General features: G+C 55.4%; 18 protein-coding genes. 7 read left to right on the top strand and 11 right to left on the bottom strand.

The window, feature by feature from the left end:
- Window positions 1–77 precede the first annotated feature (77 nt).
- The gene (gene rnk / locus ACWKX3_RS09735; protein ID WP_006177112.1) at window positions 78–488 is read right to left on the bottom strand and encodes a nucleoside diphosphate kinase regulator; all 411 of its coding nucleotides are present in this window, start codon (window positions 486–488) and stop codon (window positions 78–80) included.
- A 254-nt stretch (window positions 489–742) separates the two neighbouring features.
- Between rnk and ACWKX3_RS09730 the strand changes: the two genes are divergently transcribed.
- From ACWKX3_RS09730 to ACWKX3_RS09720, 3 genes are all read left to right on the top strand, one after another.
- Window positions 743–1573 carry an alpha/beta fold hydrolase gene (locus tag ACWKX3_RS09730; protein WP_006177114.1) on the top strand — a complete coding sequence of 277 codons (831 nt, stop codon included), beginning with the start codon at window positions 743–745 and terminating at the stop codon, window positions 1571–1573.
- Window positions 1574–1662: 89 nt separating this feature from the next.
- Complete coding sequence (locus tag ACWKX3_RS09725) at window positions 1663–2277, top strand: flavin reductase family protein (protein ID WP_006177115.1); 615 nt, start codon at window positions 1663–1665, stop codon at window positions 2275–2277.
- Window positions 2267–3121: an AraC family transcriptional regulator gene (locus ACWKX3_RS09720; protein ID WP_058610648.1), complete on the top strand. Its 855-nt coding sequence runs from the start codon at window positions 2267–2269 to the stop codon at window positions 3119–3121. The genes ACWKX3_RS09725 and ACWKX3_RS09720 overlap by 11 nt, the downstream gene beginning before the upstream one ends.
- 3 nt (window positions 3122–3124) lie before the next feature.
- On the opposite strand, the gene ptsP is transcribed toward ACWKX3_RS09720, so the two are convergent.
- From ptsP to dcuC, 7 genes are all read right to left on the bottom strand, one after another.
- The gene (ptsP, locus tag ACWKX3_RS09715) at window positions 3125–5620 is read right to left on the bottom strand and encodes a phosphoenolpyruvate--protein phosphotransferase (RefSeq protein WP_454541647.1); all 2496 of its coding nucleotides are present in this window, start codon (window positions 5618–5620) and stop codon (window positions 3125–3127) included.
- Window positions 5621–5642: 22 nt separating this feature from the next.
- The gene (gene ypdE, locus ACWKX3_RS09710; protein ID WP_454541646.1) at window positions 5643–6683 is read right to left on the bottom strand and encodes an aminopeptidase; all 1041 of its coding nucleotides are present in this window, start codon (window positions 6681–6683) and stop codon (window positions 5643–5645) included.
- Entirely contained in the window at window positions 6683–7768 is a 1086-nt protein-coding gene (gene ypdF / locus ACWKX3_RS09705) for an aminopeptidase (protein ID WP_454541645.1), read from the bottom strand. Before ypdF ends, ypdE begins: the two co-directional genes overlap by 1 nt.
- 12 nt (window positions 7769–7780) lie before the next feature.
- Window positions 7781–9025 (bottom strand): PTS fructose transporter subunit IIC, encoded by a 1245-nt coding sequence (locus tag ACWKX3_RS09700; protein WP_153688773.1) that lies wholly within the window; start codon window positions 9023–9025, stop codon window positions 7781–7783.
- A 24-nt stretch (window positions 9026–9049) separates the two neighbouring features.
- Window positions 9050–9376, bottom strand: a complete 327-nt coding sequence (locus ACWKX3_RS09695) for a PTS fructose transporter subunit IIB (protein WP_058610653.1) — start codon at window positions 9374–9376, stop codon at window positions 9050–9052.
- Between the two features lie 173 nt (window positions 9377–9549).
- The gene (gene rna, locus ACWKX3_RS09690) at window positions 9550–10359 is read right to left on the bottom strand and encodes a ribonuclease I (RefSeq protein WP_006177122.1); all 810 of its coding nucleotides are present in this window, start codon (window positions 10357–10359) and stop codon (window positions 9550–9552) included.
- Window positions 10360–10452: 93 nt separating this feature from the next.
- A complete protein-coding gene (gene dcuC / locus ACWKX3_RS09685) occupies window positions 10453–11820 on the bottom strand; it encodes an anaerobic C4-dicarboxylate transporter DcuC (RefSeq protein WP_042320960.1) in 1368 nt (455 codons plus the stop codon).
- Window positions 11821–12557: 737 nt separating this feature from the next.
- On the opposite strand from dcuC, the gene pagP reads away from it, so the two are divergent.
- Both pagP and cspE read left to right on the top strand, forming a co-directional pair.
- Window positions 12558–13175 (top strand): lipid IV(A) palmitoyltransferase PagP, encoded by a 618-nt coding sequence (pagP, locus tag ACWKX3_RS09680; RefSeq protein WP_006177126.1) that lies wholly within the window; start codon window positions 12558–12560, stop codon window positions 13173–13175.
- A 190-nt stretch (window positions 13176–13365) separates the two neighbouring features.
- Window positions 13366–13575: a transcription antiterminator/RNA stability regulator CspE gene (gene cspE, locus ACWKX3_RS09675; RefSeq protein ID WP_006177128.1), complete on the top strand. Its 210-nt coding sequence runs from the start codon at window positions 13366–13368 to the stop codon at window positions 13573–13575.
- 216 nt (window positions 13576–13791) lie between these two features.
- Here cspE and crcB read toward each other — a convergent pair whose 3' ends face one another.
- A complete protein-coding gene (crcB, locus tag ACWKX3_RS09670) occupies window positions 13792–14178 on the bottom strand; it encodes a fluoride efflux transporter CrcB (protein WP_042320967.1) in 387 nt (128 codons plus the stop codon).
- A 67-nt stretch (window positions 14179–14245) separates the two neighbouring features.
- Here crcB and ACWKX3_RS09665 point away from each other — a divergent pair, with 67 nt between their 5' ends.
- Complete coding sequence (locus ACWKX3_RS09665) at window positions 14246–15034, top strand: deaminated glutathione amidase (protein WP_454541644.1); 789 nt, start codon at window positions 14246–14248, stop codon at window positions 15032–15034.
- 128 nt (window positions 15035–15162) lie between these two features.
- On the top strand, window positions 15163–15366 hold the full coding sequence (gene tatE / locus ACWKX3_RS09660) for a twin-arginine translocase subunit TatE (protein ID WP_006177131.1): 204 nt from the start codon (window positions 15163–15165) through the stop codon (window positions 15364–15366).
- 81 nt (window positions 15367–15447) lie between these two features.
- Here tatE and lipA read toward each other — a convergent pair whose 3' ends face one another.
- Together lipA and ACWKX3_RS09650 are read right to left on the bottom strand one after the other, a co-directional pair.
- On the bottom strand, window positions 15448–16413 hold the full coding sequence (gene lipA, locus ACWKX3_RS09655) for a lipoyl synthase (protein ID WP_006177132.1): 966 nt from the start codon (window positions 16411–16413) through the stop codon (window positions 15448–15450).
- A 195-nt stretch (window positions 16414–16608) separates the two neighbouring features.
- Complete coding sequence (locus ACWKX3_RS09650; RefSeq protein ID WP_058610656.1) at window positions 16609–17562, bottom strand: YbeF family transcriptional regulator; 954 nt, start codon at window positions 17560–17562, stop codon at window positions 16609–16611.
- Between the last annotated feature and the right edge of the window lie 113 nt (window positions 17563–17675).

Genomic DNA, 17675 nt, shown 5'->3' with positions numbered 1-17675 from the left:
GGTGAAATGCGTAAAAAGCGGAAAGAGGATGCCTGGCATCCTCTGTGCAAAGCGGACAGGCGCTTGTTCAGAAGGGATTAACGCAGGTAATCACCGGCGGCTTCTGGCTGGTAGAGCAGGGCGAGCACTTCCAGATGGGTAGACGCACCGCCCGGAAGGTCCCAGTGAATGGTATCACCGGTACGCAGACCCAGCAGCGCCGCGCCGACAGGGGCCAGAACCGAAAGCTGCGTGGCGCTGTCGGTCATCTGCGCCGGGTAGACCAGCGTACGGGTCAGTTCTTCACCGGTGGTCAGGTTGCGGAACGTCACCTGGCTGTTCATCGTCACTACGTCATGCGGCATGGACTCAGGCGTACACATCTGCGCGCGATCAAGCTCCTCGTTGAGGGCGTCGGCAACCGGGAGTGAGGCGTATTCTGGTTTTTCCAGAAGGCGGTCGATACGTTCTGCGTCGAGCTCATTAATGATAATTTTAGGTCTGGACATTTCTTACTCCATGTCGTGAATGCTGCGTGTTACGCAGAAACCAATCCAAAAGAAAACCCTCGCCGTCTGGCAGCGAGGGTTTAACTCTCCTGATGATACTGGCTGAAGAGGCAAGTTTGAAGTGATGAAGGTCACATTCATACGCCATATGAATTTTTGGCGAAAAACGTGCTGCCTTGCCAATTTGCATTATTCTTTTTAAGCGCCCTTTGTGGGCGACTATCCGCCTTCCGTGTTTCCTGTCAGGAGATTTCATGAGCGATTACGACAAACTTACCCTGAAAGACGGCAGTTATTTGCATTTTAAGGACTGGGGCAGCGGGCAGCCGATTGTCTTCAGCCACGGCTGGCCGTTAACCGCCGATGCCTTTGAAGATCAAATGTTGTATCTGGGGTCGAAAGGATTTCGCGTTATTGCCCACGACCGCCGCGGTCACGGGCGCTCGGCGCAGCCGTGGGACGGGCATACGATGGATCAGTACGCGGACGACTTGGCCGAGCTGACCGCGCACCTTAACCTGAAAGAGGCGGTGCACGTTGGGCATTCAACGGGCGGCGGAGAAGTGGCGCGCTATATCGGCCGCCACGGCACCGATCGCGTCGCTAAAGCGGTGCTGATTGGGGCCGTGACGCCGATTATGATCAAAACCGATTTTAACCCGGACGGCGTGCCAAAAGAGGTCTTTGATGGTATTCGCGAAGGGGTGGTAAACGATCGGGCGGCCTTCTTCTACGAGCTGACCGCTGCGTTTTATGGCTACAACCGCCCGGGGGCAAAAGAGTCTAAAGCGGTACGTGAAAGTTTTGTGGAGCAGGGGCTTCAGGGGTCGATCAAGGCGCTGTACGACTGCGTGAAAGCCTTCTCGGAGACGGACCTGCGCGAAGATCTGAAGAAGATGACCATCCCTACGCTGGTGATCCACGGCGATGACGATCAAATTGTGCCGATCGACACCTGCGGGCGCGTGGCTGCGGAGATCCTGCCGAACGCGGAGCTTAAGGTGTACGCTGGCGGCTCTCACGGCATTTGCACCACTCATAAGCATCAGATTAATGACGATTTGCTGAAATTTATTCAGTCCTAATTTCGTGCGGATTGCGTTACGCTGAGTGTCCTGAATCAGGGCACTGAGCGAAGCGTCATTCGTATCTGCCCCACCAGTGAGAGAGCCTCATGTATTTTTATCAACCTTCTCAGGGGCACGGCCTGCCGCATGACCCGTTGAATGCCATTATTGGTCCGCGTCCGATCGGCTGGATCGCGTCGTGCGACCGCGCCGGTCAGCGAAACCTTGCCCCTTACAGCTTCTTTAACTGCTTTAACTATCGTCCGCCGATCATTGGGTTTTCCAGCAATGGCTGGAAAGACAGCGTTCGCAATATTACCGAAACGGGTGAGTTCGTGTGGAACCTGGCAACGCGCAGTCTGGCCGAAGCGATGAACGAAACGTCCGCGACGCTTTCGCCCGGCGAGGATGAATTTGCGTTTGCCGGGTTGACGCCAGCCGCCAGCCAGCTTGTCAGCGCGCCGCGCGTGGCGGAAAGTCCGGTCAACTTTGAGTGTCGCCTGTCCCAGTGTATTCAGCTCACGGGGGCCGACGGTACGCCGATTGACACTTGGCTGGTGCTGGGCGAAGTGGTCGGGGTGCATATTGCCGAAACGCTGCTGGAGGAGGGGATTTACCAGACGGCGAAAGCGCAGCCGATCCTGCGCGCGGGCGGGCCAACGGCCTATTACGCAATCAGCGATACCCATCGCTTCGACCTGGTTCGCCCGGATGCGCGATAACAGCCTGCCTGCCGATCAACAGTTCTTTGCCGACCTGTTTAGCGGGCTGGTCCTCAATCCCCAGCAGCTTGGACGTGTCTGGTTTGCCCATCGCCCGTCATCCACCTCCTCCGGGACCGTGGCCCTCGAATGGCCGCGGCTCGATGTGGTGTTGCGCGGCGAGTACGGTAACCTGCTTATTGCCGAGCAAAAAGCGATTCGCCAGGGGGAGATGCTGTTTCTCCCGTCGCGCACCGTCTGTTCGCCAACGTTTGCCCGGCCAGTTATGCTGCTGAGCATTATTTTTGCCCCGTCGTGGCTTGGGCTGGCATTTCAGGATGCCCGCAGCGGGCAGGCCGTTGAGCCGCAGCGAAAAGTGGAGCTTCCGCATCCGGAAAGGGGGGAGTGTGCGGCCATGCTGACGGCGCTTACCCATCTCAGTGCCTCCCCGCAGGACCAGGATATTATCCAGCCGCTGGTGCTGAGCCTGCTGAACTGGTGCCGTAAACGGGTCTCTTCTCTGCCCGAGCCAGGGATGTCGCGCGGCGATTTTCTGTATCAAAGCATCTGCAGCTGGATCCAGGTCAACTATGCGGGGGCACTGACCCGTGAAAGCGTGGCCGCCCTGTTTAACATCTCGCCCAACCATCTCTCGCGCCTGTTTTCGCAGCAGGGCACCATGAGTTTTGTGGACTATGTTCGCTGGGTGCGTATGGGAAAAGCGCGGACGATCCTGCAAAAATATCACCTGCCGGTGGGGGAAGTGGCGAAGCGCTGCGGCTATCCCGACAGCGACTACTTTTGCCGTCTGTTCCGGCGTCAGTTTGGCCTGACGCCGGGGGAGTACCGCACGCGATTTCAGTAGCGGTCAGAAGGTGATTTCAGCATTGAGCAGGTCAAGCATGCTTTGCGGCGAGTCGGCCGCAAAAAGCGACGCGCGAAACGCCTTGTTGACCAGTTTTCTGGCCAGCTGAGAGAAGACCTTGACGTGGTTGTTTCCTTCCTGAGCACCCAGCGTCAGCATGATCACCAGCTCGACCTCTCCCATATCCGACTCCCAGTCAATCGGCTTCTCCAGACGAGCAATGCTAATGCTGGAGTGGCGTATCCACTGGGATTTGGTATGCGGGATCGCCACCCCAAACCCGACGGCGGTGGTGACAATCTCTTCCCGTTGCCAGAGATCTTCTTCAAGCTCGAGCGGGTGTTCTGTGCGTCCGTGGATAGCCAGATTGCCGCATAAAAATTGCAGCACCTGCTCTTTGGAAGCCAGCGGTTCGTTGAAGACGATTGTCTCCTGCGCCAGCAGTGGACGCGGCGGCTCTTCAGGGGTGAATTCCGCCAGAAGCGCTTCGATCTCCTCTGCGCTGCGGCACTCGCAGGCACGTTCTGCCAGGGTCTGACACGCGCTTAGCTCAAGCTGGCGAAGCAACGTTTTCACGTCAGGGATGCGCGGCCCGCTCATGCTAAATTCATCGATGCCCAATCCCAGGAGCAGAGGCAGATAACGACGTTCGCCGCCGAGTTCGCCGCAGATCCCAACCCATTTTCCATGGCGATGGGCAGCGGTGACGATCTGGCGCACCATGCGTAAAAATGACGGCGTGATCGGGTTATACAGCGGCGAGACACGCGGGTTATTACGGTCGACGGCGTAAAGGTACTGGGTCATGTCGTTTGAGCCAATACTGAAAAAATCCACCTCGTCGCAGAAGTGATCGATGATAAAGCAGACGGACGGGACTTCCACCATGATGCCCAGCGGCAGGTCCGGGGTGTGACGCAGCCCCTGTGACGTCAGCTCCTCGCGGACGTTTTGCAGCTCTTGTTTTACCCACAGAATTTGGTCGAGGCTGTGGACCATGGGGATCATCAGCAGGGCATTTCCGCTGGCGCCTGCGCGTAAAATCGCCCGCAGCTGGGTACGGAACAGGTGAGCAAATTCAGGGTAGATGCGTACCGCACGATAGCCGAGGAAGGGGTTCTCCTCCTGCGGGATATTGAGATACGGGATCTGTTTATCGCCGCCGATATCCATGGTGCGGAAGATCACCGGTTTACCCTGAGCCGAGAGCAGCACCTGCTGATAGGCTTCAAACTGTTCCTGCTCATCCGGGGCGGTATCGCGATCCATGTAGAGCATTTCGGTACGGAACAGCCCAACGCCCTGCGCGCCACAGGCGAACGCGCCGGGGGCTTCCAGGGCGCTGCCGATATTGGCGGCAATATCCACGGCAATATTGTCCCGGGTCAGCGCAGGACGCCCGGCGTCTTTGAGCTGCTGCTGCTGGCGTTTATCGGCAAGCCGCTGCGCCACGCTGTAGTAGTGATTCACCGCCTCATCAGGCTTCACCACCAGTACGCTGCACACGCCGTCAAGAATGACCTCGTCGCCGGTAAACGGTGCCAGGGAGGAAATGGTTACCCCGCTGAGTACCGGAATGGAAGCGGCGCGGGCCAGGATCAGGGTATGCGACGTTCGCCCGGTTTTTTCCAGCACCATGCCTTTCAGATAGCGGGTATCAAGGCTTAAAAACTGGCTCGGGGTTAAATCTTCCGCCATCAGAATTGTGGGCGCATCCAGCGTAAATACGGACGCTTGCTGAAGCTCAGGCCAGGTAATGCTCAGCAGTTGTTCGCTGATATCACGGATGTCGCTGACGCGCTCGCGAAGGTAATCGCTGGCCGAATGGGAGAGCTTGTCGCAAATCTGCTCCATGTTGCCAATGATCGCCTCTGCAAGGCTCAGCCGTTCTTCGCCGATCAGACGGCGAATATTGCCACCAAACTCATCGTCCTGAATCAGCGACAGATGAGCACTGATAATGGTTTTACTTTCACCCCCCAGCCCGCGCAGGCGCTGGTTAAGCTGCTCCGCCAGCGTGGCGAGGCTGTGTTCCAGACGGGTGATATCCTCCGGCGAGGCCGGTATCTGACGATAACGATGGAGATTATCACTCTGCCAGGCTCGCAGCGTTCCGCTACCGATGCCGCTGGCAAGCGTAATTGCGTGCTGCAGCTGCGGATTAAGCCGCATCAGCGAACGGGGCAGAGGATGTGCGACGTGCGGCGCATCCCCTGACGGGATGCTGTCGCTGTCGATGAACGACGTGTTTACATACTGCTCAAGCACGCGTCTGGCCTGCTCTTCGTCGCTGCCGCTGATTTCGAGCACGCAGCTGTCGTTAAACAGCGTGCCGGTGCTGATCAGCGCCAGCGAGCTTTTGGCATCCGCCTGGGTGTTAAGCCGGTTATTGATAAAACGGATATCGCTGCGCCAGACGCTGCACTGCTCTTTAAGCGCCCACGCCGGACGGGCGTGCAGGCCGTTGGGCAGCGGGCAGGAAAATTCAATAGAAATCATACGCTCTCCTTAACGCGTGAGATCAGCACCTGAAGTCCGTCAGGTGAGCCACGGTCTCACGATTCATACACGCCACCAGGGCGACAAGCAGTTGATGAGTTTGGTTAATGTCTTTTTCGTCGGCGATCGAGGCCGCGCAGTGCCCGTGTCGGGTTGGCGGGCCTAACACCACCGCGGGAACGCCCGTCCCGGACAGGTGAATGGCGCCGCCGTCGGTACCGCCGTTGCTGAACATATCCTTTTGCAGCGGGATCCCCAGCGGACGCGCTACCGATTCAATAAACGCGGTCAGTTTCGGTGGGGCGATAAGCGTTTTGTCGTACAGCACCAGCATCGGGCCAGCACCGATTTGACGGTGGTTTGCGTTACCGTAATCAAAGTTTTTCGACCAGCAGGCGGTATCGAGGACCAGAGCAATATCAGGATGAATGGCCTGGGCTGCGGTGCGCCCTCCACGCAGCCCAACCTCTTCGCTGGAACTGGCTACCAGCCACAGTTCACAGTCGAGCGGGGCCTGATGCAACTCGCGCAGCAGGGTGATCAGCAGATAGCACCCGAGGCGATCGTCGAAGGCTTTTCCCATTACCCGGTTATGGGGAAGCGTCTGGAAAGGCGTATCGAACGTCACGCGGTCGCCCGCATCTATGCCCGCAGCGTAGACCTCCTCGTCTGAGGTTGCGCCAATATCCACGCGCAGGTTGTCTACGGTTTCACCTTTCAGATCGCCGTCCAGCAGGCCCGGGATTTTTAGCCCGTTGCGGGTGGTGATGCGTACGGGCTGAAGCGTGCGGGCCATCATGCGGACGTTGCCAATCGGCAGGACATCGATGGCTCCTTCACGCGAAATACTGCGTACGATAAAACCGACTTCGTCCATGTGGGCGCAAATCATCACCTTTGGCCCGTTGCTCTGATTCACACGAATGAGCACCGAGCCGAGGCCGTCGAACTGAACGTCTTTCTGATAGCGATGTGCTTCGTTAATCAGGATGTCGCGCACCTCTTGCTCCGACGCGGCAATGGCATCGGCTTCGCTTAACGCGCGCAGTAATTCCTTGTCCATCAGTGTTCTCCCGTCATCAGTAGCGTTTTGTCCATGGTGTAGAGCACCTCGGCCCCGGTGTGCGTGACCAGCACCACGTCTTCAATCCGCACGCCGCCCACACCGTCAAGGTAGATGCCAGGCTCCACGGTCAGGAGCATGCCAGGTTTGAGCAGCGTGGCGTCTGTGGGGGAAAATCGCGGATTTTCATGGACATCAATGCCGATAGCGTGCCCGGTGTTGTGACCGAACTGCGGGCCGTAGCCTGCGCGTGCGATTGTCTCCCGGGCAGCAGCATCCACCGCATGGCAGGGGACGCCGGGACGAATGGCATTGATGGCCGCGAGTTGCGCCGCCAGCACGGTCTGGTAAACCGTGTAGAGCGGATGCGCCTCGGGTGTCTGGCCTTGTCTGGCGACAAGGAAGGTCCTCGTCATATCCGAACAATATCCCTGGTGTTGGGCGCCAAAATCGAGGGTGACCATTTCGCCCGCGTCGATGATCTTATCGGAGGCTTTGCCGTGCGGCATTGCGCCGCGTGGCCCGCTGGCAACGATAGTATCGAAGGAGGGCTTATCTGCGCCCTGCTGCTTCATAAACCACTCCAGCTCGGCGGCGACCTCGCGCTCGCGCATACCCGGCTGGATGAAGCGGCGGATATGATGCGCGGCGTCGTCGGCGATGCGGCACGCCGCGCGGATCCGGGCGATTTCGTCCGCGGTTTTAATCTGTCGCAGGGCGTCGAGAGAGATCCCGCACAGCGTCGCATTCAGCGCGTCGCGCCACTGACTGGCGGTGTGCCAGCTGACGTGTTCGCCTTCAAAGCCCAGCCGCGAAAGCCCTTCGTCGGCAATCAGCTGGTTCACCACCCCGGCAAACGAATGCTCTGCATCAAGCAAGTGCATCCGGTAGCCTTCCGCGCGTGAGGCGATGTCGTGGTAGTAGCGAAAATCCACCAGAATATGCGCGTCGGTTCGCGTAACCAGCACATAGCCCGAACCGGTGGACAGGCCCAGATGGGGCTGTTTGTTCTGCCGTGAGGCAATCAGCACGCCATCGAGCTTTTCGGTCTTTAGCCAGTGGCGAAGCGTTGTGAGTAAATCCATCTCGTTATCCCGTTACAGCGTATCGACGGAGAGTTTTCCGCGTTTATGCATGTGGTTACGGATAGTCACCACCAGCAGGGCCGTAATGACCGCGCCGACCAGAATGCTGAGCATATACGCACCCAGATTGGTCACCAGCGGCCATGCCCAGATGGCAGATTCCGGGAACCACTGCACAGCACCCAGGGCGGTGGCGGTCATCGCGCCCGCTATGGCACCGACCATGTACGCTGGCAGCGTCGCGAGCGGGTTTTCCAGCAGGAACGGGATTGCCCCTTCGCTGATCCCCATAAAAGCGAGGAACATGGCGGTTTTGCCCTGCGGATAAAGCTGTGGGCTAAACAGGCGTTTGCCGGTCAGGCGGCGGTCAATCAGCGTTGCCAGCCCCAGACCAATCGGTGGGATAACGATCGCCACCGCGCGGGAGGTTATCGGCAAAACGTGATCGGTCGTCAGTCCCAGCCCGACGAACCCGGCCGCTTTGTTGATCGGACCGCCAAGGTCAATCGCCGTGGCCGCAGCCATGCCGATGGCATACATCATCGAGCCTGCTTCACCGGCGGCGAGAAGCAGGGTGCGCATCCCGGCGTTGAGCCAGCCGCCAATCGGGGTGATGACGTAATACATCGCCAGCATCACAAACAGGGCGGAGAGAATCGGGATCAGGAAGGTGCTTTTGAACGCCAGCAAATACTGTGGGAGGTTGATGCGGGTGTTCAGCCATTTCACCAGGTAGCCTGCGGCAATGGCGATAATCAGCGCGCCGATAAAGGTCGACGGCACCGGTTTGGTGGCAAGCCAGGTGAGTTTTTCAGGATCGAAATTCAGCACCAGCGTGGGCTGGGTGGCGACAAGACCGCCGATAAACCCGGCCGGGAAGGCCAGTTTGCCGCCGATGGAGTTGGCGACGAACGCGGCGAACATCGGGATGGCGAAGCTAAACAGCAGCCCGCCAAAGGACTCGGTCAGATAGCCGAATTTCAGCACCGACAGGTTAAACCCGGTGAATTTGCCTGAGTTAAGCGCGTCAAGAATACCGGTGTCTGGCGGGATCTCCAGCCAGACGTAGGCGATCAGTTGCGAAATGGCGAGGATAACCCCGCCCATGATGAGCGTTGGCACCATGCGGGAAATGCCCGACATAATGTGCTGAGGCAGCTCTTTCCAGAACGTATTGCCTGCCGCGACGGGCGCCGGCTTGATGGCGAGCGTATCACCCTCTACCGGGCGCACCGCACTGCGTTTTTTAATTGCCATGACGAAAACCCCTGAGGTTGAGGATTATTGTTGTTCTGCAGCAATCAACTCTTCGATCTCTTTCAGGGTGCCAGCCGCATTTTTAATAGCATCCTGAAGCGTAATTTCGTAAACGTCGCGCGTTTCAAAGCGTTCGTTATCTTCCGGCGTAATGGCGATGGCGTGGATAATGATGTCAGCTTCGGCAATGTCCTGCGCCGTTAAGCGGTTCTGAATGCCGTCCGCGCCCTGCGTTTCAATTTTGACCTCATAGCCCGCTTCCACCGCCGCTTCTTCCAGCGCCTGAGCTGCCATAAAGGTGTGTGCCAGGCCCATTGGGCAGGCGCAAAGTGCAATCAATTTTTTAGCCATGTGTAATTCCTCCTGTAGGTAACGCCTTGATTATGGCGGGGAGGATCTGGCGCTGTTTACCGGATAAATAATGCATTGGCTGGAAAAATGATGCGTATAGCCGGAAGTGTGACGCGGGTCGTCATATAAGGGAAAGGAATGAATTGCCGGGCAGAAGCTGCCCGGCAGGAGGGTCAGTAGCCGACTTTATCGATAATAAACTGTTTGCCGCAGTTACCGGGATGCGGGCGTGGCGCGAAGGAGGCCGCCGCGAGCGGATTGTTAATGGTGCTGGCGTTCAGCGAGATTTGCATTTCCGTCAGATATGCCGGGTTGCCATTACAGGTGAGCTTGATCGCCTTCACGCTCTCTTTGCCCCAGCTTTTGGCCACTGCGTCATCGAAGGCGCTGCGGTTAACGGTTTTGCCGTAGTTCCCGGCGAGGAATGTCCCCAGGGCACTGCTTTTGACCTCCTGGGTCATACGGACCATGGTGCCGAAATAGGCGTCGGGATCGAAGCCAAAACAGACTCCATGCCGGGCGTACTCATACCGTTCGAGGCAGGACGTTCCGCCCGCGCCGGGCATCACGCTGTTCAGCTTTGCGGCAGCAGACAGTGAAAGCCCTGTCTCGGCTGCGGCACATTTGCGGCTGGCTTTTGCTTCCGGCATGTCTGGAATGGGGCGAGTGGCGCAGCCGAAACGTATCCAGCGGCGTTCATCCACGCCACGCGCGGCGACAGACTTAGGCAAGCCGGGCCATAGCCCATGAACGGTCAGGAAATCGGTTTTATTCGCGCTCTCTTTTTGCAGGCGGCACTCCTCCGGCTCGTTGCGGTTGCGCTCAGCCATGCTCTGACAAAACCCGGTTTGCCAGGAGAGTGCCAGAACGTAGCGATCGAAATCGCCATACTGTGTGGCCTTGAGCGGTTCTGCGTGTGCGCTGAGTGCGCAGAGTGCGAGCGCCATAGCGCCAGCCGGGATAACGATATCCTTCCTGAACATGTGATTTCCTGATCGGTGAGAGCGAAATATTTCTGGAAGTTATTAAAGCATAAAAAGCGCCCGCAGGCGCTTTTTTGGCAACAGTCAGGAGGCTCAGGCGGCGCCTGGCACCAGTACCTCCGTCGCAATAATCACGATGATAAGCCCGACCAGGACCGGCACCGACGTGCGTTTCACCACTTCGAAAGGCGAGATTTTTGCCATCCCGGCCACCGCAACCACGACGCCGGAAACCGGGGAAATGGTGCGCCCCAGGTTGGATGCCTGCAGCATCGGAATGGAGAGGTACGCCGGGTTGATACCGGAGGAGTGCGCCAGTTTTGGGATCATCTCAACGAATGCATAGAACGGCGCGTTACCGGAGCCGGTGGTCATTGCCGCCAGCATGGTCAGCACGACCAGCACCAGCATCAGAATAATGCTGGCTGAGCCGAACGACGTCGCAATGGAGATGAGGCTCTGAATAAAGCCGATGGTGCTCAGCCCCTGCGCAAACACGCCTGCGGCCACCAATAGCATCACGACCCCGGCAAAGGCATCTGCCATTCCGCGATACGCCACTTCAAGGCCGGAGAACACTTTCTGTGTATTGAAGCCTCGCACAAACTCCAGCAGAGCGGCCAGCAGCATGCAGATCACGAGGATGGTGATAATGTGCAGCTGCGGGCCCCATTTGCCGTCAAAAATCAGCACGCCAATAATCGGCGTGAACGGCAGAATGGAGTAAAACGCCGGGGCGGTTGTGGTGATTTCACTCACATCCAGCATTTCGTGGTTAATGTTCTCTTTTTTATCGAGATAGCGCTGCCAGAAGAAATGCGTGATGCCCATGCCAACGATAGCCACAATCGAAATGGGCAGCGTTGTTTTAAAGGCAAAGTCGATGAGCGACATTTCCGCCGCTTTTGCCGCCAGCACAACGTCGCCGGAGGTTGGGGAGAGAATGATTGCCGCTGGCGAGGCGCAGATTGCCGCGGCTGCACCACGACTGATCCCCACGTTGACCATAATGGGGAACAGCGTTGCCATCAGCAGCACTCCAAGCCCGGTCGCCGATGACACCGCGAGCGACATCAGGCATGCCAGGAAGTAGGCCGCCACCATCAGCAGGTAAGGGGAGTTAATGTACTGCAGGGGTTTAGAGGCCAGCTTGACCACCATATCATTGGCACCGATATGGGTCATATAGGCAGCAAAGCCACACAGCATCATAATCATCATGCCCAGATCGCCGCCGCGGCTCATAAGCAGAATCTTAATATATTCCACGATATCGGTAGCGGTATAGCCGGTGCTGGCCTCGCTGGCGGGCAGAACCTGATGGCCCATCAACGCGCTGATAATCAACAGCGTCAGGCCACCGACAAACAGCACGCCCGTCGCTGAATACCCTTTAATGATGTAGCGCGCTACACCGACGATGACCACGACCCCAATAAGGAGCTCGATAAACGTAAGCATGATTTCCCCTGTATCCTTGCTGCCCAAAAGTAAGATAATCAATAAAAAAGAAGCATGAAATGTGCCGAATTAATGGCCTGCCCTTGCTGATTAAAATCAAAGAAGAGACGACTTGAGGCAGTATCGACGATTTTTTTGCCACCGCACTGGCATTTCTGTCTAGTCGTCATTGACTGCATGAATACTTATTATATGCCCTGGCACCCGGAAAATGGGTAGTTTTGTATTATCTTCGGGCGTTTCGCCCACGTCTCCCTGTGATTTTCACCTGTCTGAGTTTGCTGCGCAAACGTAAAAGATAGGATTTATGCATCACGGAGTTAAGATTGTATATGCCCATAATTCCTGAATAAAAATACGGGAATTATTTTTTTAGTTAATTAATTACGCCGCGTTTATGGGGTGGCGTGAATATATGTTTTCCCTAACCGCTCTCAACGGACCAGTCGCGCGTGCAGGCGTCGGCGTTATCGCGCTTTGCGCATTTGACTGAACAGGAGGGTGAGGGCGAAAGCCCAGCGCTGATGCGGTCCTGCGCGAGAGGGGACGATTAATAAATCCACGATGATATGAGGGGAGGATTATTCTGGTCTTCATTATAATGTTAAATTAACGTTAAAAAACTAATATTATGAGGTTATTCATAAAAGCTCAGATGTTTTCTCAGAATATTCTCAGCACAGAAAAGAATAATTAGGAACAGAGACGATTTTGTTAAGACTTCGTTCAACTATTCTATGGTAAGCTTCGCCTCGTATACTAAGAATGGTAATGGTATTGTGACTTTACGTAATAAGATTTTTATCATATTAGCCTTTATTTTCGGCCAGTTAAGTTTCGCCTGCGTTGCAGGTGCGAACGACAATGTAAGCGAGAAAGGGTGGTTCTCCACCTTTAAAGATAATGTGGCGCAGACGTGGAACGAGCCGGAGCATTACGATCTGTATATTCCGGCCATCACGTGGCATGCCCGCTTTGCGTATGACAAAGAGAAAACGGATCGCTACAACGAGCGCCCATGGGGTGCCGGCTTTGGTCAGTCCCGCTGGGATGAGAAAGGGAACTGGCACGGCCTCTATCTGATGGCGTTTAAAGATTCCTACAACAAGTGGGAACCGATTGGCGGCTACGGGTGGGAGAAAACCTGGCGTCCGTTATCGGATGATAATTTCCGCCTGGGGCTGGGGTATACGGCAGGTTTTACCGCGCGTGATAACTGGAAGTACATCCCGGTGCCGGTTCTGCTGCCGCTGGCCTCCATCGGCTATGGTCCTGCGACGTTCCAGATGACCTATATCCCAGGGACCTATAACAACGGTAACGTTTACTTCGCTTGGATGCGTTTTCAGTTTTAACTAAAAATGCGCTCCCTTCTGGCGAAAAAATGGGCAGGCCTTGAATCGTAAAGGATAAAAATCCGGCAGTTAAAATTAACGCGACTTTTGTCACTTTTTATCAAAGATCCGCTGGACAAAACGTTCCACAATTGATGTACTGATACCCGACACAGCATTTGTGTCGTTTTTTAATGTAAAGGTAATTTTGATGTCTAAGATTAAAGGTAACGTTAAGTGGTTTAATGAGTCCAAAGGATTCGGTTTCATTACTCCTGAAGATGGCAGCAAAGATGTGTTCGTACACTTCTCTGCAATCCAGTCTAATGGTTTCAAAACTCTGGCTGAAGGTCAGCGCGTAGAGTTCGAAATCACTAACGGTGCCAAAGGTCCATCTGCTGCTAACGTAATGGCTCTGTAATACAGACTCGTCAGCAAGAATTTCAAAACCCGCTCATCGAGCGGGTTTTTTTCGTCTGCAATCAGCCCATCAGATAGATTTTCAGGAAGCTGGCAACGATCGCGACGCTCAGCAAAACCATACCTGCGCTCATCAAACTCTCTTTCATGCTGTCACCCTCGTTCAGTATTGCGCTCAGAGTGACAGATAAAAATTAAGCTAACATTAACGCTGCGATCAGGAATGCGCGCTGGCGGAAGAAACGAGCCAAAATGCGAACCCGGTCATCGCAAATGAGCCGAGCATGTTAACCGCTATGTTGCCCAGCGCCCAGACGATGCGCCCTTCCTGAAACAGGAAGACCGTTTCGGCCGAGAAGGTGGAAAAGGTCGTTAATCCGCCGCAGAAGCCGGTGGTGATTAAGACTTTCCACATCGGGTCGATATCGGTCATGCGATTAAACCAGGCTAACCCCATTCCGATGATAAACGCCCCAATCAGGTTTGCAGCCAGTGTTCCCAGGGGGATAGCCTGATGCACCGGGTTAAACCGCATGCTTAACAGCCACCGTGCAACGCTACCTGTTCCTCCACCAATAAAAACGGCTAAAAGTAGTTGTAACACTGTAGATTCCTGCTATTTGATAGTTAAGAACATCGAGTGTAACGCTGTTTATGAGCAGGGGACAATTATGTATGTGGCCGTAGGACAGTTTGCCGTCACGCCAGACTGGCAGGTGAATGCGCAAAAATGCGTGTCTCTGATGGCACAGGCGCAGCAGAAGGGCGCAGCGATGCTGGTGCTGCCAGAGGCGCTGCTGGCGCGTGATGATAATGACCCGGACCTGTCGGTAAAGTCCGCGCAGTCGCTTGAGGGGCCGTTCCTGAAACGTCTGCTGGCCGAAAGCGAGGGCAATGCGCTTACCACCATCCTGACGATCCACGTCCCGTCCACGTCGGGCAGGGCGGTGAATACCCTGGTGGCTATACGCGCTGGAGAGGTGATTGCCAGCTATGCCAAGCTCCATCTCTATGACGCGTTTAGTATCCAGGAGTCACGGCTGGTTGATCCGGGGGATCGCGTCCCGCCGTTGATTGATATTCAGGGTGTTAAGGCCGGGTTGATGACCTGCTACGATATCCGCTTCCCGGAGCTGGCGTTACACCTGGCGCTGCAGGGGGCTGATGTGCTGGTGCTCCCCGCCGCATGGGTTAAAGGACCGCTTAAAGAGCACCACTGGGCCACGCTGCTGGCTGCCCGCGCGCTCGATACCACCTGCTATGTTGTGGCAGCAGGGGAGTGTGGGAATAAAAATATCGGACAGAGCCGGGTTATCGATCCGTTGGGGGTGACCATTGCCGCAGCGGCAGAGGCACCCGCTTTGCTGTTGACGGAAGTAAATTCAGAGCGAATAGCGCTTGCGCGGCAGCAATTACCTGTTCTACGCAACCGACGTTTTGCGCCACCGCAATTATTATGATGTTTTTTTCATCAGTGCTTGATTCACCTTGTTACAGATTGCTATTGTGTGCGCGCGCCAAATGACCGTTAATACCATCAGGTTTTTTCGGCGCTGAATGCAGCCTGTTTTATGTAAAGAAGGTATCTATGGGTGAGATTAGTATTACCAAACTGCTGGTGGTTGCCGCACTGGTCGTCCTGCTGTTTGGTACCAAGAAGTTACGCACACTGGGTGGCGATCTGGGTGCAGCCATCAAAGGCTTTAAGAAAGCGATGAACGATGATGACGCGGCGGCGAAGAAAAGCGCCGAAGATGGCGTTCCTGCAGAGAAGCTTTCTCATAAAGAGTAACGGCAATGCCTGTTGGCTTGCGAAAAAAAACCGGCTCATGAGGCCGGTTTTTTTGTATTACTGTAACGGTTTATTACAGGATTATTTGACTTCTTCGCCTTTCGCCTGCATGTCGGCATGGTAGGAAGAGCGAACAAATGGCCCGCACGCTGCGTGGGTAAAGCCCATCGCCATCGCTTCGGCTTTCATTTCATCGAACTCATCCGGGCTGACATAGCGCTGTACCGGCAAATGGTGACGGCTTGGCTGCAGGTACTGGCCCAGCGTCAGCATGGTCACGCCGTGGCGACGCAGATCGCGCATCACTTCAATGATTTCAGCGTTAGTTTCGCCGAGACCCACCATCAGACCAGACTTGGTCGGGATATGCGGATGGGCTTCTTTAAAGCGCTCCAGCAGTTTCAGGGACCAGTTATAGTCGGCACCCGGGCGCACCTGGCGATAGATACGCGGCACGTTTTCCAGATTATGGTTGAAGACGTCCGGCGGGGTCGCCGTCAGAATGTCCAGCGCGCGGTCCATACGGCCACGGAAGTCAGGGACCAGCGTCTCAATCTTAATGCTTGGGCTTTTCTCGCGGATAGCCGTAATGCAGTCCGCAAAGTGCTGAGCACCGCCATCGCGCAGATCGTCACGGTCAACAGAGGTGATAACAACGTAACGCAACGCCATGTCAGCAATGGTCTGCGCCAGTTTCTGTGGTTCGTTCGCATCTGGCGCAACAGGGCGGCCATGGGCAACGTCACAGAACGGACAGCGGCGGGTACAGATTGCACCCAGGATCATAAAGGTTGCGGTACCGTGATTGAAACATTCAGCAAGGTTAGGGCAAGAGGCTTCTTCACACACAGAGTGAAGACCGTTTTTGCGCATCGCTGCCTTGATCCCCTGAATACGTGAAGAGTCGGCCGGAAGTTTAATTTTCATCCATTCCGGTTTTCTTAACAGCGCTTCGCGCTCTGTAGCCACGTTTTTAACCGGGATAAGGGCCATTTTATCGGCATCGCGGTATTTAACACCGCGTTCCATCACAATGGGTTTACTCATAGCGTGCGTGTTCCAGTTGCGAATAACGAAGGAAAGCGTTTCAATTCAAGGGAATGTTGTATTTATCAACTATTTTTGAACGAACGACAGGCAGTATATCATTGATAAGGGCCATAAAGCAGCCTGTCAGGTCGCCAAATTGTAAAATAGTTGTTGTTTTGTGCGTTATGGCCTGCAGGCTGCTGGGTTCGTCTGTCAGAAGGCCTGACGGATGATATTGATGACATTTTCCAGTACCGGATCGCGCAGACTCAGCTTGTTGTAATGCAGCGAAATGTCGAGGGATTCGCCATTCAACTCGCTCAGGGCGAGACGCTCCAGCGGCCAGCATTTGCGCAGCAGAGTAAACAGCCGCGAAGGCATGACACACAGCATGTCGCTCCCGCCAATCAGTGACGCTACGGTAAACATATTGTAACTGCTAAAGCTAATCTGGCGGTCCGGGAAGAGCTCATCAAGACGCTGACGTAGCGGGGCAGAGCCTTGTCCCTCGGCCATGAAAGACGCATGTTCGTAAAGGCGCAGGTTCTCAAGCGTGGCGGGCTGGCTGAGTGCCGGGTGGTGCTGGCGACACACCAGTACCAGCGCATCGGAATAAAGCACGTTTTGCCCCAGGGCTCTGGCACTGAAACTGTTGATGTCGATAATCAGATCGGTCTGGAACTGCGCCAGCTGCGCTTCAGGTTCGTGAACGGGAACGTTGCGGATGAGTAACTGCGGCGCGTGCTGCCTGATGGCCTGATAAATTGCTGGCATCACCAGCACGCCAAGAGAGGCAGAGGCACCAATGGTGATGGTTCGCTGCTTGTCATAGCTCCCGGTTAAGTCCAGCGCGCCGAGTATCGATTCCAGCCCCTGGCTGATGTACTCATGCAGGTGCGTGGCGTAAGCGGTTGGCGTTACGCCCTGGCCTTTACGAATAAATAAGGGATCGGGAAATATGGCGCGCAGTTTTTGAATTGACTGGCTAATTGCGGAGGGCGTGAGATTAAGAATTTTCGCAGCATTAACGATACCCTTGTGGACATATACTGCCTCAAAAATAGTCAGCAAATTGAGATCAATATTACGTAAAGTCCGAAAAATTTGCGGCTTATCCTCGCCACCGGGTTCATTCAGGCGTTTAGCTGGTAAATTATTAGACTCCACGCGTTCACTCCGTATTCATTCACAATATGAATGATAGTTGAATTTATTTATTATGCCTGTAGAGATTCGTAAAGTGTTACCCGTGCCTCACTTGTTTCGCGAAAACAAACAGT

The sequence above is a fragment of the Enterobacter sp. UPMP2052 genome (genome assembly GCF_053709675.1).
This window is presented reverse-complemented; position numbering and strand designations above follow the sequence as displayed.